The following is a 23,702-nucleotide window of genomic DNA, read 5'->3' as shown; positions in this document are numbered from 1 at the left end:
CAACCCTCAACGCTATGGTGCGCACCAACAAACCCTGGAACCCGGCTTCCGTTTGAAGCACGGTTGCTCAACCGTCTTGGCGCTGCGCGCCAATCCACCTTCTCCCACAAGGGAGAAAGAAGAAGAGGCGCATTGCCGCCAACTATCCGCGGCGCTATCTCAGGCGACCTGCCTGCCTCAACTGACCTTCTGCGGAGCCTCCCGATGCCCGAAATCGTCACCGCCGCCATGCTCGTCATCGGCGACGAGATTCTGTCCGGCCGCACCAAGGACAAGAATATCGGCCACCTCGCCGACATCATGACGGCGATCGGCATCGACCTGAAGGAGGTGCGCATCGTTGCCGATGAGGAAGACGAGATCGTCGCCGCAGTGAACGCCCTGCGTGCCCGCTACACCTATGTCTTCACCACCGGCGGCATCGGCCCGACGCATGACGACATCACCGCGGATGCCATTGCCAGGGCGTTCGGCGTGCCCTGCGACTACGACTCCAAGGCCTATGCCATGCTGGAAGCGAGCTACGCGGCGCGCGGCATCGAATACACCGAGGGGCGCAAGCGCATGGCGCGGATGCCGCGCGGTGCCGACCATATCGACAATCCGGTGTCGATCGCGCCGGGTTTTCGCATCGGCAACGTCCATGTCATGGCCGGCGTGCCGGCGATTTTCCAGGCAATGCTCGACAATGTGGTGCCGACGCTGAAGGCCGGCACCAAAATGCTGTCGGCCACGGTGCACTGTCCGTTCGGCGAAGGCCTGGTCGGCGGACCGCTGGGCGACATCCAGAAGGCGCACCCGGACACGATCATCGGCTCCTATCCAAAATATGGCGACGGCAAGTTCTGGACCGAGCTGGTCGTCCGTGCCCGCAGCCAGCAAGCGCTGGACGCCGCCCGCGCCGAGGTCGAAGCGATGGTCGCAGGCCTCACCAGCGCAGCCAGCTGATCTAAAGCACGTCGCGTCTGTTATCCAAAACCGCCACCCTCGTGCCCGATTGTATGCTTTTGGGCTACATGCATTAGCCGGAACCAAGCATGGTGCTGTAACGTTTCATGCGGGCGAGTTTCGCTCGCCGCAAATTGAGGGGTTGCCATGCGATTCAAGACCATCGTCGCCATACTGCAAAACGAACAGGACGCGGAGCGCGTGCTCGAATGCGCCATTCCGCTTGCCGATAAGTTCGAGAGCCATCTCATCGGCATTCATGCCGAAGCGCTTCCCGTCCCCTACACCTCGGCCACCGGCTTTCCCGACACCGAGTTCCTGCAAGTCTCGGCCGACATGAACAAGGAGCGCGCTGAAAAATTGCGGGCGGTTTTCCTCCGGCATGTCGAGGAGTCCGGCCTGTCCTTCGAGTGGCGCAGCCTCGAGAGCTTTTCCGGAGACAGCGCGCTGACCGGCATCCCGACCGTTCGCACCGCGGACCTGATCATCGCCGCGCAGCGCGAGACGGGCGGCGATCCGAGCGCCGACGTCGACACGCTGGTCTACGACGCCGGCCGGCCGGTGCTGGTCGTGCCGCACTCAGGACCGCTCGTCACCAGTTTTAAGCATGTGCTGCTCGCCTGGAACGGCAGCAAGGAAGCGGCGCGCGCCGCCTTCGACGCCCTGCCCTTCATCATCGAGGCCGAAAAAACCGATATTGTCGTCATCGACCCACCGGATACGCTCGACGAGGCCCCGGAGGCGGCCGGCGCCGAAATCGCCGCCGCCCTGTCCAGGCATGGCGCCACGGTCAGCGTCTCGGTGCTGCAATCGGCCGGCCACTCGGTCGACGAGGTGATCCAGACCAGGGTTGCCGAAACCGGAGCCGACCTGCTCGTGCTCGGCGCCTACAGCCATTCCTGGCTGCGCCAGTTGCTGTTCGGCGGCGTCACGCGCACGGTGCTGCGCACAGTGCCGGTGGCAGCTTTTCTGTCACGGTAAGTCGACAAGCGGCAAGTCCAGAGGCGGCAAGTCCACAGGGATCGCCTGCCGCCGCCTCTTGCCAACGCCTAGGCTTTCCAGTTAGTTCCGCGCGCATTCCTTCAGGTGTCTGCGCGCATTTTCGCGCGCTGCGGAGTGCGCAAAAATGTCCCTTCCCGAAAAGGCCTTTCCCGTCTCGTGGGATCAGTTCCACCGCGACGCGCGTGCGCTCGCCTGGCGGCTTGCCGGCGCCAACAAAGGCCAATGGAAAGCGATCGTCTGCATCACCCGCGGCGGCCTGGTGCCGGCCGCCATCATCTCGCGTGAACTCGGCATCCGGGTCATCGAGACGGTTTGCGTCGCCTCCTATCACGACTATGCCAGCCAGGGGCAGTTGCAGGTGCTGAAGGAGGTCACGCCGGCACTGCTCGCCGATGACGGCGCCGGCGTATTGATCATCGACGACCTCACCGACACCGGCAAGACCGCGGGCATCGTCCGCGCCATGATGCCCAAGGCGCATTTCGCCACCGTCTACGCCAAGCCGAAAGGCAGGCCGCTGGTCGACACCTTCGTCACCGAGGTCAGCCAGGACACCTGGATCTATTTTCCGTGGGACATGGGCTTCACCTACCAGAAGCCGATCGCCGACGACCACGCCGGCTGATTCGCGGCAGCTGCTTTTTCTCCTCCCGGAACATACCGGCGCGGCCGTCTTGCCGGCGCACTTCTTGAAAGAGTGCAGCGGCGCACGATATTCCTGAATCGACGTCTCGTGTGTGGTTAATTCGTGCGTATGAGGTTTTTTACTTTTATTGCTTATGATTAGCCGTAAGATTCACGAGACGGCAAGTGATTCTGGAGGCTGGGGCAAGCTTCTCCGATGTTGACGAGGCCAGTAACGCACAACCATTTGGCCGAAAGGGTCCAGCGGCTCTTCGGCACAGCGCCGTGCCGTTTGCAGGTTGCAGCATTGCCCTGGCGCGATACCGGGCATGGCGTCGAGATCATGCTGATCACCAGCCGCGATACCGGTCGCTGGGTGCTTCCCAAGGGCTGGCCTGAGGCCAAGGAACTGCTTTGCGAAGCGGCGGCGCGCGAGGCCGGCGAGGAAGCCGGACTGCGCGGCACGGTCTCCCACCACGAAGCCGGCCGCTACTTCTATGCCAAGGCATTGGCTTCGGGCGAGGAAGTGCCTTGCGAAGTCCTGGTGTTTCCGCTGCGGGTCGACAAGATCGCCGACCGGTGGAAGGAAAAGCGGTCGCGCATCCGAAAATGGGTCAGCCCCGCCGAGGCTGTGCGCATGGTCAACGAGCCGGATCTTGGCCAGATCATCGCCTATTTCTGTGCAGACCCGCACCAGTTCTCCTGAGCAAGCATAGACTCACCGGCCAAAGCCGCATCACCGGCGATGTTCTTTGGCAAAGGGAATCGATTTGGCCACTCCAGCTTTGGCATGCGTTGTCCGGCTGATGGCCTGCACGTGGGTAAAATCGAAAATCCTGCGGGCCACTTCTATCCCCGTTATCCACATATGTGACACACAAGATGTTGGGGTCACAAAAGCTACGCAAACGAATCCTTGACGGCGCAAAACGAGTCGCCTTTTATAGGTCATGCGCTCCTGTTGAGAGTGCGACCGGAAAGTTTTGAGCCCGGTCTTTTTTCCCGGATTATGTGCGTTTGGCCGCATTTCCGCCTGGCTAGGGGCCGGCGGAGGCGTCGGGATTGTGGGGTCTTTGGGGGACGAAAAGGGAAAAATGTCGGACTGGAATAAATTGTCTGTTAATACTATATTTAGTGTTTGCAGGTAGGTTCGACGCTAGATAGTGTGAAGTTCCCTCGATTGAGGGAGTCGCAAAAAAGTTTCAGTCTTGAGGGACCCGCAGGGTCCGTCGGCGCGTTGGACGACTACTTCGCAAGGAGTTCGACCAGCAGGGCGGGCGGAGCCTCGTGAAAAGGAGCCGGCCGTTTTGGAACGCCGGCAGACGGCGGACATGCGCGTTTCGCAATGGGGCAGAAATCCCCTGGGAAAGGCGCTATATCTAGACACAAAGGGATAGGACCAATGCGCATCGAGCGTCGTTTCACCAAGCAAGGGCAGTCTGCTTATGCGGAGATCGAATTCCGCAAGGCGCTTTCGGAGATCAAGAATCCGGATGGCTCGGTGGTGTTCCGCTTGGACAATATCGATGTGCCGGCGCAGTTCAGCCAGGTTGCCGCCGACATCCTGGCGCAGAAATATTTCCGCAAGGCCGGCGTGCCGGCACGGCTGAAGAAGGTCGAGGAGAATGACGTCCCCTCCTTCCTGTGGCGCTCCGTCGCCGACGAGGCCGAGCTAGCAAAACTGCCCGAGGCCGAGCGCTACGGCTCCGAGATCGACGCCCGCCAGGTCTTCGACCGCCTCGCCGGCACCTGGACCTATTGGGGGTGGAAGGGCGGCTACTTCAAGTCGGAGGAAGACGCGCGCGCCTTCCGCGACGAGATCGCCTATATGCTGGCCACCCAGCGCGTTGCGCCGAATTCGCCGCAATGGTTCAACACCGGCCTGCACTGGGCCTACGGCATCGACGGCCCGAGCCAGGGCCACTTCTATGTCGACCCGTTCACCGGCAAGCTGACCAAGTCGAAGTCTTCCTACGAGCATCCGCAGCCGCATGCCTGCTTCATCCAGGGCGTGCAGGACGATCTCGTCAACGAAGGCGGCATCATGGATTTGTGGGTGCGTGAAGCACGCCTGTTCAAATACGGCTCCGGCACCGGCTCCAACTTCTCGTTCCTGCGCGGCGAAGGCGAAAAACTGTCCGGCGGCGGCCGCTCGTCCGGCCTGATGAGCTTCCTCAAGATCGGCGACCGCGCGGCGGGCGCCATCAAGTCGGGCGGCACGACGCGCCGCGCCGCAAAGATGGTCATCGTCGACGCCGACCATCCCGATATCGAGGAATTCATCGACTGGAAGGTCAATGAGGAGCAGAAGGTCGCCTCGCTGGTCACCGGCTCTAAGATCGTCAAGAAGCACCTCGAAGCGATCATGAAAGCCTGCATCAACTGCGAAGGCCAGGACGACGATTGCTTCGACCCGGCGATCAACACCGCGCTGAAGCGTGAGATCAAGCTGGCCAAGAAGGACGGGGTGCCGGAGAACTACATCTACCGCGTCATCCAGTTCGCCAGGCAGGGCTACACCTCGATGTCGTTCAAGACCTACGACACCGACTGGGATTCGGACGCCTACCTCACGGTTTCGGGCCAGAACTCCAACAATTCGGTCTCGCTGAAGGACGATTTCCTGCGCGCCGTTGAGCAGGATGCCGACTGGCATCTCACCGCCCGCAAGGACGACAAGGTGCTGAAGACGCTGAAAGCCAGGGATCTGTGGGAAAAGATCGGCTATGCCGCCTGGGCGTCGGCCGACCCGGGCCTGCACTTCAACACGACGATGAACGACTGGCACACCTGCGCCGCGGCCGGTGCGATCCGGGCGTCCAACCCGTGCTCGGAATACATGTTCCTCGACGACACCGCCTGCAACCTGGCCTCGATCAACCTGCTGCCCTATCGCAACGCCGACGGCACCATCGACATCGCAGCCTACGAGCACACGGTTCGGCTGTGGACCATGGTGCTGGAAATTTCCGTCATGATGGCGCAGTTCCCGTCGAAGGAGATCGCCAAGCTCTCCTACGAATACCGCACGCTCGGCCTCGGCTACGCCAATATTGGCGGCCTGCTGATGACCTCGGGCATTCCCTATGATTCCGACGAGGGCCGCGCCATCTGCGCAGCACTCACCGCAATCATGACCGGCACGGCCTATGCCACCTCGGCCGAAATGGCCGCCGAGCTCGGCGCCTTCCCCGACTACGACCGCAATGCGCAGAACATGCTGCGCGTCATGCGCAACCATCGCCGCGCTGCCTATGGCGACAAGGACGGCTACGAGAAACTCGCCGTCAACCCGGTGCCGCTGGTCGCCTCCGACCTGAAGCAGCCGGAGCTTGCCGCCCATGCCAAGGCTGCCTGGGACCGCGCCATGGAGCTCGGCGAGGAGCATGGCTACCGCAATGCGCAGGCGACCGTGATCGCGCCGACCGGCACGATCGGCCTGGTCATGGATTGCGACACCACCGGTATCGAGCCCGACTTCGCGCTGGTCAAATTCAAGAAGCTGGCCGGCGGCGGCTATTTCAAGATCATCAACCGCGCCGTCCCTGAAGCGCTGCGCACGCTCGGCTATTCGGAAAGCCAGATCGCCGAGATCGAGGCCTATGCGGTCGGCCACGGCAACCTCAACCAGGCGCCTGCCATCAACCCCGGCTCGCTTAGGGCAAAGGGTTTTACCGACGACAAGATCGCAGCACTTAACGCCGCGTTGAAGTCGGCCTTCGACATCAAGTTCGTCTTCAACCAGTGGACGCTGGGTGCCGACTGGGTGAAGGAGACGTTTGGCTTCACCGACGAGCAGCTCAACGATTTCTCGTTCGAGATGCTGCCGGCGCTCGGCTTCTCGAAGAAGGACATCGAGGCCGCCAACATCCATGTCTGCGGTGCGATGACCCTCGAGGGAGCACCATTTCTGAAAGACCAGCATCTGCCGGTGTTCGACTGCGCCAGCCCGTGCGGCAAGATCGGCAAGCGTTCACTGTCGATCAACAGCCACATCCAGATGATGGCGGCAGCCCAGCCCTTCATCTCCGGCGCCATTTCCAAGACCATCAACATGCCGAACGACGCGACGGTGGAAGACGCCAAGGGCGCCTACATGCTGTCGTGGAAGCTGGCGCTGAAGGCCAACGCGCTCTATCGCGACGGCTCGAAACTCTCGCAGCCGCTCAATGCCTCGCTGCTTGCCGACGTCGAAGACGACGAGGACGATGCCGTCGAGCAGCTGATCGCCGCACCGGCTTCACAACGCGCCGTGCAGGTGACCGAAAAGATCGTTGAACGCGTCGTCGAACGCCTCTATCGCGACCGCGAAAAGCTGCCGAACCGCCGCAAGGGCTATACCCAGAAAGCGGTCGTCGGCGGCCACAAGGTCTATCTGCGCACCGGCGAATTCGACGACGGTCGCCTCGGCGAGATCTTCATCGACATGCACAAGGAAGGTGCGGCCTTCCGGGCGATGATGAACAACTTCGCCATCGCCATCTCGCTCGGCCTGCAATATGGCGTGCCGCTCGAGGAATATGTCGAAGCCTTCACCTTTACCAAATTCGAGCCGGCCGGCATGGTGCAGGGCAACGACGCGATCAAGAACGCCACGTCGATCCTCGACTACGTGTTCCGCGAGCTTGCCGTGTCCTATCTTGCCCGCCACGACCTCGCCCATGTCGACCAGTCGGATTTCGACAAGACCGCACTCGGCCGCGGCATCAACGAAGGCAAGGCGACGCCGTTCTCGAAGGGGCTGACCCGCGGCGTCTCGCCGGTCAAGCTGGTATCGGGCATGGGTGCCGACCCCAAGGGGTTCGGCGGTTCAAGTCCCTCTCCCGCCCCCACTCGCTCGGCGCCGACCGCGTTCTCAGGCTCCAACGTGCTGGCGCTGAAGCCGGCCAGCGACGAAGCGATCGCCTATAAGCGAGACTACGAGGAGCGGGCCAGGGAACTGGTCGAGGACATTGCCTACGAGGAAGCAACCGACCCGACTGGGCTGTTCACCGACGAGGCCGCGAAAGAAGCAGCCGAGGCCAAGGCGCTTGCCGCTACAAGGCGTCAGCAATCCCTGATGCAGGGCTACACCGGCAACGAATGCTCGGAATGCCACAATTTTACGATGGTGCGGAACGGCACCTGCGAGAAGTGCGACACCTGTGGCTCGACGAGCGGGTGCAGCTGAGGAAAATCTGCAGCGCTAGAGCGTAACCTCATCGGCCCGGTCGCAAGATCGGGCCGAAATGGTAGCAAGAGCAAAGAGGGTACAGTACCCATAGCCAGCCAGAGACGTCAAATGTCAGAAGTCAAATCGATCTCAAGAACACCGCCGGCTGAAGTTCGGCGGCGGCTTAGAGCGGAAGTCGGCTTTGGATGTCCGATGTGCGGCTCTCCGCACTTGGAATATCACCATTTCAACCCTACTTGGGCTGAGCAAAAGCACCACGATCAACAGGGCATGATCGCATTGTGTGCTGTGCATCACGCTGCCGCTGACTCAGGTGCATTCACAAACGACCAACTTTTGAGTCTGAAGCAGGCCAACCATGCTTCTGTACAAAGTAGCTTTCAATGGCGAAGGAAACACACCGTATTCGCTTGCGGTGGGAATTATGCCTATCGATGCGGGAGTATGCTTCGCGTAGGAGGAATAGATGTTGTTTATTTTGAAAAAGACGATTCAGAATGTGATACATTATCATTAAACATATATGACATTTGCATGAATAGAATTTTTTCTATGCGAATGAATGATTGGATGGCAAGAATAAATGTAGATGATATCGAGGCACCGCCATCAGCACGAACACTCGTGTTCAAATCGGCCATTCATCAGGTTGACATCAGAATCGAATTTAAAGATCGAAGAATGTTGAACCCAGATGAGCAGGCTATCTCTGCCGAATTTGGAATTCCTACTGAAGAAAACGTCGTCTTCTGCTTCTTTACAGGCAAAATGCCTGCACCAGTGCCCGTCAAGTTCAACGAACGCAACATCCAATTTGGCGGTATGACACTCGAAGGTAGTCGTATGGCTGGCTGTGGTGTCGGCATACAGGTTGGTTAGAACCGCGAGTTGGGCCACCCACCGCACGTTTCGTTTCCACGTCATGGCGCGGATCCTCGAGTCTGTGTTCCGCTTCGCGTTCGCTCCGCTCTGCGATGACGAAGGCAAGGAGCCGGCAGCTAATCGCAAGTGACGCGACTTCCGCACTCTACTTCCGCCGCCGGTCCGCCAGGCCTTCTCGTCGCCATGGCCGACGTGATCTTCATCGATACGGTGCAAAGCCATCGCAACCGATGTGCTGGCTTGGGTTTCGCGGAAATCGTCGCGATCTCGCCAACGAAAACAGCCGCGGCGAGAACACTGCGGCTGTTGGTCGGATTGTCCGTCCGGGAGGAAGTCGCACGCGGCCGAAGCGGCCCCCACCCCTCCCTCAAGGGGGAGGGAAACACCCTCAGTTCACGGCGCTGATGTTGCCCAGGCGTAAAAACAGGGTTTCGCCGGAAGAATCGTCGACGCCGTCATTGTCGGTGGCGACGAAGATGTCGCCGTTCTTGTCGATGGTGAAACCTTCGACCTTGTCGATGACATAGCCGTTTGTGGCTGATTTCAGGTCACCGACGATGTCGCGCACCAGCGTCTTTTCGACCAATGGCAGGTCACCACCGAGCTTGGCAGGTTTGAAGGCGTCGAGCGCCACCGAATAGATGCGCTTCACCTTGGCCAGGTCGCCGATCTGGTTGTCGCGTTCGAGGATGTAGAGCTTGCCGTCATGCGTGGTGATCTCCGACAGGCCCATCCAGCCAGCTTCGGTCGCTTCGAGCGGATAGCGTACCGCCGACCATTCCTTGGCCTTGGGCCTGTAGGCCAAGAGCTTGACTTGGCCCTTGGGGTCGTCGGCCCATTCGCGCTGTACCGCCATCACCAGCGTCAGGTCGTCGCCTTCGCCGATCGCGGTGATGCCTTCGAGACCGAAGCGGCTCTGGTGGGTGAGCAGTTCCACCGGGAAGCCGATTTCCTGCTTGATCACGCCCTTGTCGTCGACGCGCAGGATGGCGTGCGGGACGAGCTTTGCCGGATCGCCTTCATTGGCCAGCCAGAAGCCGCCTTCACCGTCGGCGACGATGCCTTCGATGTCGAGCTTCTGTGCAGGGTGGCCATCACGCGTGACGATGGTCTTGCCGGTGATCAGCGCCGGCGTCTGGGTAGCATCGATCTCGAAGATCGAGGGCGCGTTGGCGTAGAACGAGTCCGAGGCAGCGAACAGCTTGCCGGTAGAGTCGCCGGCCGCGAGCGCCGAAAGCGCGCCCCAGCCGAGCGGCGTGCCGTCTGCCATGGGCTTTGCCGTGATCATCGGGTAAGTGGCGGGGCCTTCGGAGCGCTCGTAGATCATCACGTGCGAGCGGGCGAGCCCGTCCTCGACCAGGTCTGCCTCGTTGGCGGTGACCAGGAGATTGCGCGACGGGATCGCGACCAGGCCTTCGGGGCCGATGCCGGACGGCAGGATCTGGACAAACCCTGGCTCCGCACCCGTGTCCTTGTAGACGCCGACAACCGAGCCACGCTCCGAAGCGACGAAAAGCAGCCTGTCCCCGCCGAACGTGCCGGTCTCAAGACCTTCCGGCTCGACGCCCTTCTTGTTGCGGTCGTCGGGATAATGGCCGGCTTTGGCGACCTGGTACTCGAACGACGGACCGGATTCGTAGAGAACCTCGCCCTTCTTGCTGAAGATCGTGAAGCCGCGCGAGCCGCCCTTGTAGTCGCCTTCGTTGGCGACGGCGAGGCGGTCATTGTCGAGCCATTTCACGGCGTCGGGCTCGCGCGCGACGTTTTCGATCTTGCCATCGAAGGACAAGGCGCCGTTCTTCCTGGTGTCGATCTTGTCCAGAGTGGCCGAGCCTGCGGAGAAGTGCGTGACGATCGCGCCGGTTTCGGCGTTGACGATGGCGATGTGGTTATTTTCCTGCAGCGTGACCGCTATCTCGCCGGCCTCGTTGAAGGCGACGAATTCCGGCTCGGGATCTTCCCCAGCGACTTCGGCAATGCCCGCCAAGTTGACTGTCTTCATCGTCGCGCAATCAGGCTGGCCTTCGGCAAGCGTGAATATCTTGAGGTCGCCGGCCGGCATCTGCGGAATTTCTCCGTCGTTCAGATCCTCGTCGCGCTCGTTCTCGATGGCGATGGCCAAAAACTTGCCGTCCTTGCTGAACGCCAGCGAGTCCGGTTGGCCGCCGAGGTCGCAAGTGCTTTCGATCGCCTTGGAGGCAAGGTCGATAACGCTGAGGTTGCCCGAAGGCCTGGCTTTGCTTTCCGACGTGTTGACGCCGGCCAGCACCTTGCCGCCGATGACCACAACCGAGGTCGGCTCGCCTGCTATCTTGACGATGCCGCCGGCCTTGGGCGCCTTGGGATCGGCGATGTCGATGAAGCCGACCGCACCGAGCGGGCTATCGGAATAAACCAGCGTCATGCCGTCTTCGCTCGCCGTGATGATCTCGGACGAAGTCGGCGTGGTCCTCTCGATATCCGCAGGGAGGTTTCCGGCGACCGCGAAGCTCGCGACCCGGTTGAACATCATGTCGGCATGGGCCGGCAGCGAAACCGAGGCAGCAAGCGCTGCCGTCAGGACGAAAAGCGCGGAATGGCGGGGCACGGGTGGCGTCTCCTGTTCGAATGGAAGCCACCTGATTGGGGGAACGACATTTCAAAGCGATGACGGATCGATGACACTTCCGCGACAGGCGGCCAGGTCCGTCAATATTCACCTCATGCTGGCCTGCGAATGGGCGCTTTCCTCGGCCGCCTACTCCGCCTCGGCCACCATCTGCCGCCCGCCAGCCCAGTTCCGCCAGGCTCTCTCGTCGCCGTGGAAGACGTTGAGGTCGATGCGGCCCCTCACCCCATGCGACAGGCCGGAGCCGGAATACTGCCAGAACACCCATTTGCGGCCGGGATAGACCTTTGACGGGTGCTGTGCCACCGCGCGCAGCCAGAATGGATAGTCCAGAAATGCGCCTCTGAGATTGTCGCGGTAGAAATCAGGCGCGGTGTAGATGATGGGCCGCTGGCCGTAGTGGCGCTCGAGCTTGTCCATGAACACCTGCATCTTCTCCAGCACCTTTTGCCGCGACGGCCGCCGCTTGCAGCTGGATTCGCCGTTCCACTCGACATCGATCACCGGCGGCAAGGCGCCCTCGACCCTCGGCACGTTGCGGATGAACCAGTCAGCCTGCTCACTAGCGGTGCGGCACCAGTAGAAGAAGTGATAGGCGCCGCGCTTGAGGCCGGCGGCGTCGGCATTGCGCCAGTTCTTCCTGAACATCGGATCGAGGTGATCGCCGCCGTCGGTCGCCTTGATGTAGGCGAAGTTCGCGCCCTGCGCGCGCAGCTTCGCCCAGTTCACGTTGCCTTGCCAGCGCGAGACGTCGACGCCGTGAACGGCGAGGTGCCTGGGCGATGCCCTGCCGAAATTGATCGGCTTGGCGTCGCGGAACCGATAGCGCTGGACCGGCTCGGCGAGCATCGGTGCTGCCCGTGCCAGCCGCGTCGGCGCCACCAGGGCAATCGGCTCGGCGGGCGGTTCGATGCTTTCAACAGGCTCCGGAGTGGCCATTGCCACAGTCTGCTCCGTCGCCTCCTCCGGCGCGAAGTCGGGTTCGGCATCGGCAGCGCCGACCGACGCCACCGGCGCGGGCGGTCGTACAACCGAGCTGGTCGTCTCGCTGGACGGCACTTGCAGCGCGTCGACGCCGGACGTGGATGTGCAGCCGGCAAGGCAAAGTGACGCGATCGAGAAGATGACGACGCTTGATATCCGCATCTGGACCTGTACGCAGAACACAACAGACCGATGGCAAGACAACGCCGCCGGACAAACCAGTCCGGATTACTAACAAGAAATTACCAACAAAGTTTGAATCAAATTGTTAGGGCAGAGGGGCTGGGCAAGGCGCTCGCTCTATCACCGTAGCGGTGAGAGCCTGGAAACGCTGCAGGACCGAGAGGGCGCGAAGGATCGCGACGCCAGGTCGCTGCCTAGCCGCACAACCATAGATTGTGGCAGCTCTCGGCTACCATATGGGCGGGCGGGACGGAGCGGTCGGTGCCAAGGCGATCAGAGTTGGGGCGATCGGTGACGGGATTGACCGGCGCATCATCATCCCGGCGAACCTTTTCTTCGAGCAGCGAGCGAAGCTCGGCCGGCTGCACGTGGTCACGCTCCATCACCAGCTTGACCATCGGATCACTCAAAAGCTCATCCAGGGTGTTAATTCTGTCGTTCATCTGTCGCCTCCTTCGACTGCCGACCCGCAGGCAATAGATAGGCGGCAATGATGGCTCGCCAATGACGCTTTGCCGGCTATCTCGTGTCCCGGACGAAAAAATTTGGGCACGCCTGCGCCTCAGTTGGGTGGCGGGGCGCCTTCATATTGCGGCAGTCCGTCGTCGAGCTGCACCCAGGGCTGCTTCGAGGCGGTCCACATATGCATCTGCGGCTTGAACATGGAAGGGTCGTCGAGCGAGCCGGAGGTCACGCCGATGATGCCGGCGGAGTCGCGCCGGGAAAATACCGTCGTGCCGCAGCCCGGGCAGAATCCGCGCTTGAGATCGGGCGAGGAATTCACCGTCGCCACTGGCCCGTCGATGGTCACATCGTCGATACGGAACAGCACGCGGGCGTTGAAGGCAGCGCCGAGCGCCTTCTGGCAAAGCCGGCAATGGCAGACGCGCTCGTTGATCGGCGCGGCCTCAGTGCGGTAGCGCACCGCGCCGCACAGGCAGCCACCCTGATATTTCGCCATTGCCAGCGCCCTCTTTCTGAAGATTGGCAGGAAGGTAGCTGCCGGGATAGGAGCGTCAATTGAAAAGCTTTGATGGCGCCATCTGTTGGCGTGATGCGGCAGGCCGAATGTACGATCAGGCGCGATGCGCAACGAGCGTCGCCGGCCATCTCGCGGGAGGACGGCAGGCAGGCAGTTGTCAGGCGGTCAGTGCGTTTCTCTGACGATCTCGTCCCAGGTCTTGACCTTGGTCTCGCCATTGAGGAAGGGCAATGCGGCGGCCACCAGTTCCGGCGCGAAGAACACGTCGTAATGGGTGCGGTTCGGCAGGATGGCCAAGCGGTTCTGCGACAGGTTCTCGCGCATCCAGCCGGCGTCCTTCAGCCCGCCGCCGAGCATCTGACAGAACTTGATCTCATGCTCGGGCCGGTACATGTCGCTGTCGCCAAATATCAGCATGACCGGCATCTTCAGCTTCGCCACGTCGGCGGAGTAGTCGTAGTCCTTGCGCATATGGGTGCCCAGATGGTCGAGCAGTTTTGGAAAATCCTGCGGGTGCGGCGCGACCGCCACGTAGGATTTGTACATCGGCGTGTCCTTCATCATGTCGGCCATCGCCGCGCCGACCTGCGCCTGCTGAGTACGCATGTCGGCATAGAAGCCGTCCGAGGCATAGCCGGTCGAGACCAGCACCAGCCGGCGCACTGTCTCGGGATGCTGGACGGCCATGCGGAAGGCGACGCCGCCGCCCAGCGAGTAACCCATGACGTCGACTTTGTCGTAGCCGAGCGCCTTGACGATCGCCGCCATGTCGTCACCCATCGCCTCAAGGCTCAACGGCCGATCGCCGAGCGCGGTGCGGCCGTGACCATGCAGGTCGACGCCGATGACGGTGCGGTTTTCGGCAAGCTTCGGCAGGATCGGCGCGAACATATCGGTGGTGCCGAGACCACCATGCAGCAGAAGCAGCGGCTCGCCCCGGCCATAGACGGCGTAATAATAATTCAGGCCGTTGATCGGCAGCAGGCCGGATTTCGCCGGCTTCGGCATGGCTTTCGTTTCGCTGGTCATGGACGGCTTTACGTCCTCGGCATTGCTGGCGCCCGGCGCGGCGAAGAGCGCCGCGGCCGAGGCGAAAATGGCGAAAAACATCGATCTGAACATCTCGGTCTCCTTGCGTCCCGCCGATATCAAAGCCGCCTGGCGACTTCTTCGAGCTGGTCGGCGCACTGGCCCCAGCCCTCGTGAAAGCCCATCTTCTCGTGCTCTTCGCGGTCAGTGACCGACCAATGCGCAACCCGGGCGATGTAGCGGGTCTTGCCCTCGCCCTCATCCTCAAAGGTCAGCACGACCGTCATGAACGGCTTTTCGGACGGCTGCCAGGCCTTCGTGTAGGCGTCGGTGAGAACGATCTTTTTGCCCGGCACGACTTCGAGGAAGACCCCGGGGTTCGGGAATTCGTTGCCGTCGGGACCGGCCATGACGACCAGGCTGGAGCCGCCGGTGCGCACGTCCATTTCGGCGCGCGGCGTCGTCCACGGCTTTGGCGCGAACCATTGCGTCACGAGCTTCGGCTCGGTCCAGCAGCGATAGACGTTCTCGCGCGGCGCATCGATGATGCGGGCAAGAACCAGTTCGCGGTCGGAGCTGGGGGCGATGTCGAGCTTGGTCGTCATGATGGTCTCCTCACTTGCTTGCTAAAGAGTTGGCTTGAATGCCGGTTTCCGTCTCAAGGACGAGCGGGCAACGCGCAGCCCGACACGGTCTCGCGAAAAACTTCGCCAGGCCGATTCCGGCGGACGCCGAATGAGAGCTTAGTGGCGCTTGGCTTGCACGAGATAGGCGTCGATATCGGTCTCGCCGAGCCACTTCGCCGCTTCCAGCCGGTGCAGGCCTTCAACCAGGATATGGCGCTTGCCGTCGTGGCGCACCTGGATCGGCGTCTTCATGCCGCTTTCCAGAATGTCCTCGGCCAGATGCCGGACGGTCTCGGGATGCAGCGTCTTCCTGCGCGCGGTCGGCACGTAGATGTCGTCCACCCTGACCTTTTGCACTCTCAGCATGTCGGCTCCCGCGGCGGAAAAGGCCGCCTTTTGAGAGATAGTCGGTTTGGCAGGCAAGGCCAAGGCCGGCTGTCAGCTATCGCTGGCCCGATTGTTTCCGATTGACGCTTGCCGAGCAGATGGCCGAAATGGCGATCTTCGATCATGCCGGTAGCCATGACTGACTTGCCGACCGAATTCCCCGACTTCGGACTGACGCTCCACCAGCGCCGGCAAGCGGTGCGCGGCCACTACTGGGAATGGCCGGGCATGGACGGCGAATGCGGCGAGATCTGGTGCTACAGCGACAATTTCTCATACCGTCGGGGCGAGACGGTGACGCTGCATGTCAGCTCGACGGCCTCCAGCTTCAGCATGGCGATCGTCCGCGACGGCGGCATCGAGACGAAAATGTTCGAGAAGGCCGGGATCGCGGCACGCTGGCAGGATACACCCGACCAATGTTCGGTCCTAGGCTGCGGCTGGGACGCGTCGTTTGAATTCCGCGTCGGCGACGACTGGCCGTCCGGCGCCTATCGCGTCACGCTGACGGCGGATGGCCGCGATGGCAAGCCGGTCCGCTGCCACCATCTTTTCATCGTTACCCCGCAGCCCGGCAAGAAACGGGGTCGTGTGCTGCAGGTCGCCGCCACCGGCACCTGGCTTGCCTACAACACTTGGGGCGGCTCCAATCATTACGAAGGCATCACCGGCCCGAACCGCGACCAGTATGCCCCAATGGTGTCGACGCAGCGGCCATGGTGCCGCGGCTTTGTTGTCCTGCCGAAGGAGGCGCCGCGCGTGCCGCTCGAGGTCGCCGTGCCGCCCAAAACCGTGCCGCGCTATCCGCATATGGAATGGGCCTTCGCCACCGGCCATTCGAAGAAATACGCCTCGTCCGGCTGGTCAAGCTATGACAGCCACTTCTTTCGTTTTGCCGAACGCGCCGGCTATGGGGTCGACCTCGCCAGCCAGCACGAACTGCATTTCTCGCCCGAAATCCTCGACGGCTATGACTGCGTCGTCTGCGTCGGCCATGACGAATACTGGACCTGGGAGATGCGCGACGCTGTCGACGCCTACATCGAGCGCGGCGGCCATGCGGCGCGCTTCGCCGGCAATTTCATGTGGCAGACCAGACTGGAGGACGAGGGCCGCCGTCAGGTCTGCTATAAATACCGCGCCCGCGCCGAGGATCCGGCCTATCGCGGCGGCGACGTGAGCCGCGCCACCAACTCCTGGGAAGCACCAGAAATCGGCCGGCCGGGTGCGACGACCTTCGGGCTCAATGCCACCAGAGGCCTCTACGCCGGCTGGGGCGGTTGCGCGCCGCGCGGTGTGCGCGGCTTTCCGGTCTACCGGCCTGAGCATTGGGCGTTCGCCGGCACAGGCATCTATTACGGCGACCTGCTCGGCGCCGACAGCCATGTCTATGGCTATGAGGTCGACGGGCTCGACCACGAGATCCGCGGCGGCCTGCCCTACCCGACGCCCGACAGCGGCGCTCCGGATGGGCTGGAAATTCTCGCGGTCGGCATGGCTGCGCAAGTCGAGGAGAGCGCCGACATCCCGTTCGAACACCAGTTTCTTGGCGACGAGGATGGACGCTTCACCGCCGAAATGCTGTTCGGCGAGGCGAGCGACGCCAATCTCGACAAGGTCAAGCGCGGCAACGGCATGATCGTCAATTTCCGGCGCGGCAAGGGCGAGGTGTTCCACGCCGGAAGCTGCGAATGGGTCGCCGGCCTGCTAAGGCAGGACGCGATGGTCGAGCGCGTCACCAGGAATGTGCTCGACCGCTATCTCGGAAAGTCCTGACATGCTGAAGTCCCAAACCCCTGCCCCGGACACCGAGACGCGCCTGCCGTCGCATCTGTTCTATCTGTCCAGCCTGCGCCGGCCGCTGGTCGACCGCGCCGAAGGCATCTACATCTGGACGCAGGACGGCCGTCGCTTCATCGACGGGTCGAGCGGACCGATGGTCGCCAATATCGGTCATTCCAACCGCAACGTGCTCGAAGCGATGAAGCGGCAGATGGATCGCGCCACCTTCGCCTACCGGCTGCATTTCGAGAACGAGCCGGCCGAGGACCTGGCACGGGAATTGGCCGGAAAACTGCCCGAAGGCCTGGACCGCATCTTCTTTGTCTCGGGCGGTTCGGAAGCGACGGAATCCTGCGTCAAGCTGGCGCGGCAATGGGCTGTCGCCACCGGACAGGCCAGCCGCTGGAAGGTGATCACGCGCTTTCCCTCCTATCATGGCGGCACGCTCGGGGCGCTCGCCGTCACCGGCGACGATGCGCTGGCCGAAACCTTTGCGCCGATGATGCAGGTCATGCCGACCGTGCCGGCGCCGGCCGCCTGGCGCGACCGCGACAATCTCTCGATGGAACAGCGCGGCGTCCGCTACGCCGACATGCTGGAGGAGAAGATCCTCGCCGAGGGGCCGCAAAGCGTGCTCGCCTTCATCATGGAGCCGGTCGGCGGCGCCGCCACCGCGGCGCTGGTGGCGCCGGACAGCTATTATCCGCGCATCCGCGAAATCTGCGACCGCTACGGCATCCTGCTCATCCATGACGAAGTGATGAGCGGTGCCGGCCGCACCGGCAAATTTCTCGGCGGCGACCATTTTGACTGCAAGCCCGACATCGTCGCGCTGTCGAAGGGGCTGGGCTCGGGCTATGCGCCGCTCGGCGCGCTGGCCGCATCCATGCGGCTGGTGCAGCCGCTGCTCGCCTCCGGCGGCTTCCAGCATGGCCATACCTATGCCGGCAATCCGCTCGCCTGCGCCGCCGGGCTCGCCGTGCTTGGCGAAATGGACCGTCTCGACCTGATCGCCAATGCGGCTGGCATGGGCGATCTTTTGATGGCTGAGTTGAAGGGCCTGGCCAAGCGGTTTCCGTTCGTCGCCGACGTGCGCGGCAAGGGACTGCTGCTAGGCGCCGAGATGGTCGCCGACCCCGATACGCTGCGGCCGATCGCACCGGCGAAGAAGGCCACCCAGCGCCTGCTCGACCTCGCCTATGAGCGCGGCCTGATCATCTATGGGCGAAAGGTCAAGGGCGGGGTCGACGGCGACAATTTCATGGTGGCGCCGCCGATGATCGTCACGGCCGAGCAGATCGGCGAGATCGTCGCCATCATCGGTGACTCGCTGCAGTTGCTGGCCGGCGAACTCGACCTGCCGGTCGAAGGCTGAGCCATGGCGCCGCGAAAAGTCATCATCACCTGCGCCGTCACCGGGTCGGTGCACACGCCGTCGATGTCGCCGCATCTGCCGGTGACGCTGGACCAGATCGCCGCAGAGGCGATCGCGGCTGCCGAAGCCGGCGCCTCGATCCTGCACCTTCACGCCCGTGATCCCAGGGATGGGCGGCCGACCGCCGATCCTGATGTGTTCATGCAGTTCCTGCCGCGCATCAAGCAGGCGACATCAGCGGTGATCAACATCACCACCGGCGGCTCATCGCTGATGACGCTCGACCAGCGGCTGGCCGCACCGCTCAGGGCCGAGCCCGAAATGTGCTCGCTCAACATGGGCTCGATGAATTTCGCGCTGTTCCCGATGCTCGACCGGTCAAGGGAGTGGCAGCACGAGTGGGAGCCGAAACTGCTGGAAGCGACGCGCGACACGATCTTCAAAAACACCTTTGCCGATATGGAGACCGTGCTCGAAAGACTTGGAAAGGGCTGCGGCACACGCTTCGAATTTGAATGCTACGATGTCGGCCACCTCTATTCACTGGCGCATTTTCGCGATCGAGGTCTGGTGTCGGGACCTCTGTTCATCCAATTCGTGTTCGGCATTCTCGGCGGTATCGGCGCCGATCCCGACAATCTGGTCCATATGAAGCGCATCGCCGACAAACTGTTCGGCGACAGCTACCAGTTTTCGGTGCTGGCCGCCGGGCGCCACCAGATGCCGATGATTGCGATTGCGGCGGCGATGGGCGGCAATGTCCGCGTCGGGCTGGAGGACAGCCTTTACGACGGCCGCCAGCTGGCAAAGTCCAATGCCGACCAGGTGCGCCGCATCCGCAGCGTGCTCGACGGGCTGTCGCTGGACGTCGCCACGCCCACCGAGGCGCGCGAGATGCTGGCGCTCAAGGGCGGTGACCGGGTGGCGTTCTGAGATGGTTATGGCCTGAGATGCTTGCGTTCCGTCCCACCCCCCTCTGTCCTGCCCTCTTTGCCACCACTTGGCATCTCCCCCTCAAGGGGGGAGATTGGCAGCTTCGCCGCTGTGCCCGTCTTTGCAACGTTGGTGGTTGGCGAAAGCATTCGTGTCGTCCGATCTCCCCCCTTGAGGGGGAGATGGCCGGCAGGCCAGAGGGGGGTGCCTGGGCGCCCTGCCTGTCGTGACTACGCCATCAACAAACGTCATCATCCGCCCCGGCCGCATCGAGGACGTCGAAACCATCCATGCCGCGATCCTGCGGCTTGGCGCGCATACCGGCGCACACCAGGAAATCACTTCTACGCCCGAAGACCTGCGCACCTGTGGCTTTGGCGAAAAACCTGCCTTCTCGACTCTGATCGCCGAAGTCGACGGCGAGTTTGCCGGCCTGTGCCTGCATTTCCCGATCTTCTCGACCTGGATGGGGCGGCCCGGCGTCTATGTGCAGGATCTCTATGTCGAAGATCGGTTTCGCGGCCGCAGGATCGGCGAACGCCTGCTGCGGCGTGTCGCCCGAGAATGCCGGAAGGACGGCGGCGCCTATCTCAGACTGTCCGTCGACAGCGACAATGAAACCGCCAAGGCCTTTTACGAAAGGCTGGGCATTGCCTGGTCGAGCTACGAGCAGGTGCAGAAGATCGTCGGCGACGCGTTCTTTGCCTTCGCCGATGCACCAGAGGAATGAGGGAAATCATGAAAGCCTTTTATGCCGAAGAGCAGAAGCGCCACGATCCCAAGGCGTTCCTCTCCAGCGGTGCCCAAAAGCCCAATCCGGAAAAGCCGGAGCGCGTCGAACGGCTGCTCGCCGGCGCCGAGGCTGCCGGCTGCACGATCGAACGGCCGAGAGATCACGGGCTTGGTCCGGTTGCCGCTGTGCATACGCCCGAATATCTCGATTTTCTCGAGCACATCTTCGCGCGCTGGCAGCGAATCGAAGGCGCTTCGGCCGAAGTGATCCCCAACATCCATCCGATCGCGCGGGGCGGCTCTTATCCGGCCTCGGCGGTCGGCCAGGCCGGCTACCACATGGCCGATACCGCTTGCCCGATCTCCGGCGAGACCTGGCGGAGCGCGCTGTGGAGCGCCTGGAGCGCGGTCGAGGCCGCCGACGCGGTAATGGCGGGCGCGCCGGCTGCCTATGCGCTGTGCCGTCCGCCCGGCCATCACGCCTTTGCCGACGTCGCCGGCGGCTTCTGCTTCATCAACAATTCGGCGGTCGCGACGCAGGTGCTGCGCAGGCAAGCTGCGCGGGTGGCGATCCTCGACGTCGACCTGCATCACGGCAACGGCACGCAAGGCATTTTCTATGCCCGGCCGGACGTGCTCACCGTCTCGCTGCATGCCGATCCGGTGCGCTTCTATCCGTTCTTCTGGGGTCATGCCGACGAACGCGGCGAAGGGCCTGGTCTCGGCTACAATCTTAACCTGCCGCTGGCGCGCAAATCCGGCGATGCCGCGTTCCTGGAAGCACTCGACATGGCGTTCCAGCGCATCCGCGCCTTTGCGCCGGAAGCGCTTGTCGTGGCGCTCGGCCTCGACGCCTTCGAGGGCGATCCGTTCGGCGGACTGACGGTAACGACGCCAGGCTTCTCGCGCATCGGCGAAGCCATCGCCGGTTGTGGCCTGCCGACGGTCATCGTCCAGGAAGGCGGCTATCTCTGCGACGAACTCGGCGACAATCTTACTGCCTTCCTCACCGGGTTCGACGGCGGCAAGAAGCGCTAATATCAGCCGGATGCCGCTTCAGAGTCGCTCCTGTCGCAGCATCGCGATAACCCGGTGCACGCTCTCCAGCGTCTCATCGACCTCGGCCGCCGTATTGTAATGGGCGATGCCGATGCGCACGACACCCTGCTCGGCCGGAATGCCAAGCTGGTGCACGATCTCCCAGGCATAGTTGTGGCCGGACCACAGGAAGATGTTTTCCGCATTCATCTGCCGCACGATCGTCTCCGGCACGATGCCGTCGACAGTGAACGAGACCGTCGGCACGCGCTCTCCGAACCGCGCCGGATCGGTGATGCCGTGGATGGTCAGGCCTGAAATGGCCAACAGGCCGTCGATCATCTTTTGCGTCAGCCTGTTCTCGTAAGCAATTGAAATTTCAAACGCCTTGACTATCCCGGCACGTCGCGAACCATCCTCACCGGCGGCGGCGCCCAGTTCCGCAAAATAATCGACCGCGGCGCTCAGGCCGGCCATCAGCTCGATCTGCGGCGTGCCGAGTTCGAACCGCTCCGGCAGAGCGTTGGACGAACAGCGGCATTTGTACGGTGTCAGCGCGTCGATGACATCCAGCCTGCCCCACACTATGCCCATGTGCGGCCCGAAGAATTTATAGGCCGAACAGACCAGGAAATCGCAGCCGAGGTCCCTGAGGTCGATCAGGCCGTGCGGTGCGAACTGCACGGCGTCGACATAGACCAGCGCGCCAGCCTGCCTGGCGATGCCGGTCAGCGCCTTCACCCGGTTGACCGAGCCGGTCAGATTGCTGGCGTAGTTCAAGGCGACAAGCCGCGTCCTGTCGGTGAGCAGCGCAGCAAGCGCCGCCTCCTCGATCTGCCAGCTCTGCTCATCGAAAGCCAGCCAGCGCACGACAAGGCCAAGATCTTCGGCGAGCTGCAGCCACGGCGAAACGTTGCCCTCGTGGTCCATACGGGTGAGGATGATCTCGTCACCGGGTTTCATCGTGCGGCCGAGGGTGCGCGACATGTGGTAAGTCAGCGTCGTCATGTTGGCGCCGATGATGATTTCCTGCGGGCTTGCAGCACCGAGGAAATCGGCCATCGCCGCATGGGCGTCGTCGACTATCTGTTGCGCCGCGATCGTGGTTTCGAAGAAGCCGCCGAGATTGGCGTTTGTTGTCAGCAGGCAACGTGACACCGCGTCGGCGACCGCCTGCGGCACCTGCGTGCCGGCAGGGTTGTCGAGATAGATGCGGCGACGGCCCTTGTCGGTCAGCGACAGTGCCGGAAATTTCTCGCGCACGACCTCAATTGGAAAATCCACTTTTTCCCTCTCCCTACTGCAATCGTTCAGCAATCGCACCTTGCAGCACCGGGAAGCAGCTCACGGACACGGGTTGCCGACACGCTGATGGATTGCATCGACAGCCTTCTGCATATCCTCGGTCCAGACGACATCGGCGGACGACAGTGCCATTTCGAGCTGCGGAAGGGTCGTCGCGCCGATGATACTCGAGGTGACGAAGGGCCGGCTCGTGACATAGGCATTGGCAAACAGTGCCGGCTCCATGCCGAAAGTGCGCGCCAGTTCGTTGTACTCGAGCTGCGCCTCCGCGGCATTGGGCGTCTCATAGCGCTGGCCACGGTTGAAAAGCTGAGAACGCGAGCCTTGCGGCCGCGCGCCATGATCGTATTTGCCGGTCAGGTAGCCTTGCGCCAGCGGCGAATAGGCGAGCAGGGAAACCTGTTCGCGCTCGCAGACCTCGGCAAGGTTCACCTCGAAGCCGCGGTTGACGAAATTATAGGCGTTCTGCAGCGACGCCAGGCGCGGGCCGACGCCTTTGTCGGCTTCGCCGATAAACCGCATGACGCCCCAGGAACTCTCGTTCGACAGGCCGAAATGGCGGATTTTTCCGGCCTTCACCAATTCTTCGAAGACGGCGAGCGTTTCGGTGATCGGCGTCTCGCCGCCCGGTGCACCGGCGGAATCTGTCCGCAGCGGCACGGCACCGACGCGGTTCGGATTGGCGCCCCATGGCACGTCCCGTTCCGGCCAATGGATCTGGTAAAGGTCGAGATAATCGGTGTTGAGCCTGGTCAGCGACTTTTCGACGGCATCGAAGATGTCGGCGCGCACCAGCTTCGACGGGCGATCGCCGCGAAACCATGTGTTGGCGGTGCGGCCAACCACCTTCGAGGCGAGGATCACTTGGTCGCGGTTGCCCTTTGCCCTCATCCAGCTGCCGATGATCTTTTCGGTCCAGCCTTGCGTCTCCGCCTTGGGCGGGATCGGGTAGAGCTCGGCAGTATCGATGAAGTTGACGCCGCGCGAAAATGCCAAATCCATCTGGGAGTGGCCATCCGCTTGGGTATTCTGCTGGCCCCAGGTCATCGATCCCAGGCAAATCTGGGAAACAAGAAGATCGGTCCGACCAAGGCGGCGTTTTTGCATGG

The 23,702-nt window shown here is 62.5% G+C and carries 20 protein-coding genes; 11 read left to right on the top strand and 9 right to left on the bottom strand.

Going from position 1 to position 23,702, the window contains the following annotated elements:
* Positions 1-204: 204 nt before the first annotated feature.
* The 6 genes from AC0L28_RS29740 to AC0L28_RS29715 all read left to right on the top strand — a co-directional run bounded on the left by AC0L28_RS29740 (position 205) and on the right by AC0L28_RS29715 (position 8,626).
* A complete protein-coding gene (locus tag AC0L28_RS29740; RefSeq protein ID WP_473481794.1) occupies positions 205-948 on the top strand; it encodes a competence/damage-inducible protein A in 744 nt (247 codons plus the stop codon).
* A gap of 147 nt (positions 949-1,095) precedes the next feature.
* A complete protein-coding gene (locus AC0L28_RS29735; protein WP_128182230.1) occupies positions 1,096-1,929 on the top strand; it encodes a universal stress protein in 834 nt (277 codons plus the stop codon).
* Between the two features lie 145 nt (positions 1,930-2,074).
* The gene (gene gpt / locus AC0L28_RS29730) at positions 2,075-2,575 is read left to right on the top strand and encodes a xanthine phosphoribosyltransferase (protein WP_023798205.1); all 501 of its coding nucleotides are present in this window, start codon (positions 2,075-2,077) and stop codon (positions 2,573-2,575) included.
* A 216-nt stretch (positions 2,576-2,791) separates the two neighbouring features.
* Positions 2,792-3,280, top strand: coding sequence for an NUDIX hydrolase (locus tag AC0L28_RS29725; protein WP_287234681.1), 489 nt, complete (start codon positions 2,792-2,794; stop codon positions 3,278-3,280).
* A 696-nt stretch (positions 3,281-3,976) separates the two neighbouring features.
* Positions 3,977-7,744: a vitamin B12-dependent ribonucleotide reductase gene (locus AC0L28_RS29720; protein ID WP_473481791.1), complete on the top strand. Its 3,768-nt coding sequence runs from the start codon at positions 3,977-3,979 to the stop codon at positions 7,742-7,744.
* Positions 7,745-7,855: 111 nt separating this feature from the next.
* A complete protein-coding gene (locus AC0L28_RS29715) occupies positions 7,856-8,626 on the top strand; it encodes a hypothetical protein (RefSeq protein WP_473481789.1) in 771 nt (256 codons plus the stop codon).
* Positions 8,627-9,017: 391 nt separating this feature from the next.
* On the opposite strand, the gene AC0L28_RS29710 is transcribed toward AC0L28_RS29715, so the two are convergent.
* The 7 genes from AC0L28_RS29710 to AC0L28_RS29680 all read right to left on the bottom strand — a co-directional run bounded on the left by AC0L28_RS29710 (position 9,018) and on the right by AC0L28_RS29680 (position 15,407).
* Positions 9,018-11,216, bottom strand: coding sequence for an esterase-like activity of phytase family protein (locus tag AC0L28_RS29710; RefSeq protein ID WP_473481787.1), 2,199 nt, complete (start codon positions 11,214-11,216; stop codon positions 9,018-9,020).
* Between the two features lie 150 nt (positions 11,217-11,366).
* A complete protein-coding gene (locus AC0L28_RS29705) occupies positions 11,367-12,383 on the bottom strand; it encodes a glycoside hydrolase family 25 protein (protein ID WP_473481785.1) in 1,017 nt (338 codons plus the stop codon).
* A 215-nt stretch (positions 12,384-12,598) separates the two neighbouring features.
* A complete protein-coding gene (locus AC0L28_RS29700; protein WP_023798212.1) occupies positions 12,599-12,847 on the bottom strand; it encodes a hypothetical protein in 249 nt (82 codons plus the stop codon).
* A gap of 119 nt (positions 12,848-12,966) precedes the next feature.
* Positions 12,967-13,365: a GFA family protein gene (locus tag AC0L28_RS29695; RefSeq protein ID WP_473481783.1), complete on the bottom strand. Its 399-nt coding sequence runs from the start codon at positions 13,363-13,365 to the stop codon at positions 12,967-12,969.
* Between the two features lie 186 nt (positions 13,366-13,551).
* Entirely contained in the window at positions 13,552-14,508 is a 957-nt protein-coding gene (locus AC0L28_RS29690; RefSeq protein WP_473481781.1) for an alpha/beta fold hydrolase, read from the bottom strand.
* 26 nt (positions 14,509-14,534) lie between these two features.
* Positions 14,535-15,020, bottom strand: coding sequence for an SRPBCC family protein (locus AC0L28_RS29685; protein WP_287182405.1), 486 nt, complete (start codon positions 15,018-15,020; stop codon positions 14,535-14,537).
* 138 nt (positions 15,021-15,158) lie between these two features.
* Positions 15,159-15,407, bottom strand: a complete 249-nt coding sequence (locus AC0L28_RS29680) for a ParB N-terminal domain-containing protein (protein ID WP_473481778.1) — start codon at positions 15,405-15,407, stop codon at positions 15,159-15,161.
* A gap of 156 nt (positions 15,408-15,563) precedes the next feature.
* On the opposite strand from AC0L28_RS29680, the gene AC0L28_RS29675 reads away from it, so the two are divergent.
* The 5 genes from AC0L28_RS29675 (at position 15,564) to AC0L28_RS29655 (ending at position 21,288) form a co-directional block, all read left to right on the top strand.
* The gene (locus AC0L28_RS29675) at positions 15,564-17,204 is read left to right on the top strand and encodes a N,N-dimethylformamidase beta subunit family domain-containing protein (RefSeq protein WP_473481776.1); all 1,641 of its coding nucleotides are present in this window, start codon (positions 15,564-15,566) and stop codon (positions 17,202-17,204) included.
* Between the two features lies 1 nt (position 17,205).
* The gene (locus AC0L28_RS29670; protein WP_473481774.1) at positions 17,206-18,585 is read left to right on the top strand and encodes an aminotransferase family protein; all 1,380 of its coding nucleotides are present in this window, start codon (positions 17,206-17,208) and stop codon (positions 18,583-18,585) included.
* Positions 18,586-18,588: 3 nt separating this feature from the next.
* Complete coding sequence (gene kce, locus AC0L28_RS29665; RefSeq protein WP_473481772.1) at positions 18,589-19,518, top strand: 3,5-dioxohexanoate:acetyl-CoA acetone transferase; 930 nt, start codon at positions 18,589-18,591, stop codon at positions 19,516-19,518.
* Positions 19,519-19,744: 226 nt separating this feature from the next.
* A complete protein-coding gene (locus AC0L28_RS29660) occupies positions 19,745-20,248 on the top strand; it encodes a GNAT family N-acetyltransferase (protein ID WP_473481770.1) in 504 nt (167 codons plus the stop codon).
* Between the two features lie 8 nt (positions 20,249-20,256).
* Positions 20,257-21,288: a histone deacetylase family protein gene (locus AC0L28_RS29655; protein ID WP_473481768.1), complete on the top strand. Its 1,032-nt coding sequence runs from the start codon at positions 20,257-20,259 to the stop codon at positions 21,286-21,288.
* An 18-nt stretch (positions 21,289-21,306) separates the two neighbouring features.
* Here AC0L28_RS29655 and AC0L28_RS29650 read toward each other — a convergent pair whose 3' ends face one another.
* Positions 21,307-22,572 (bottom strand): cysteine desulfurase-like protein, encoded by a 1,266-nt coding sequence (locus AC0L28_RS29650; protein WP_473481766.1) that lies wholly within the window; start codon positions 22,570-22,572, stop codon positions 21,307-21,309.
* 60 nt (positions 22,573-22,632) lie between these two features.
* Complete coding sequence (locus tag AC0L28_RS29645; RefSeq protein WP_473481764.1) at positions 22,633-23,700, bottom strand: aldo/keto reductase; 1,068 nt, start codon at positions 23,698-23,700, stop codon at positions 22,633-22,635.
* Positions 23,701-23,702: the final 2 nt, after the last annotated feature.

The sequence above is a fragment of the Mesorhizobium sp. WSM4847 genome (genome assembly GCF_055811335.1).
The sequence above is the reverse complement of the archived record's forward strand: the minus strand, read 5'-3'. Positions and strand labels throughout refer to the sequence as shown.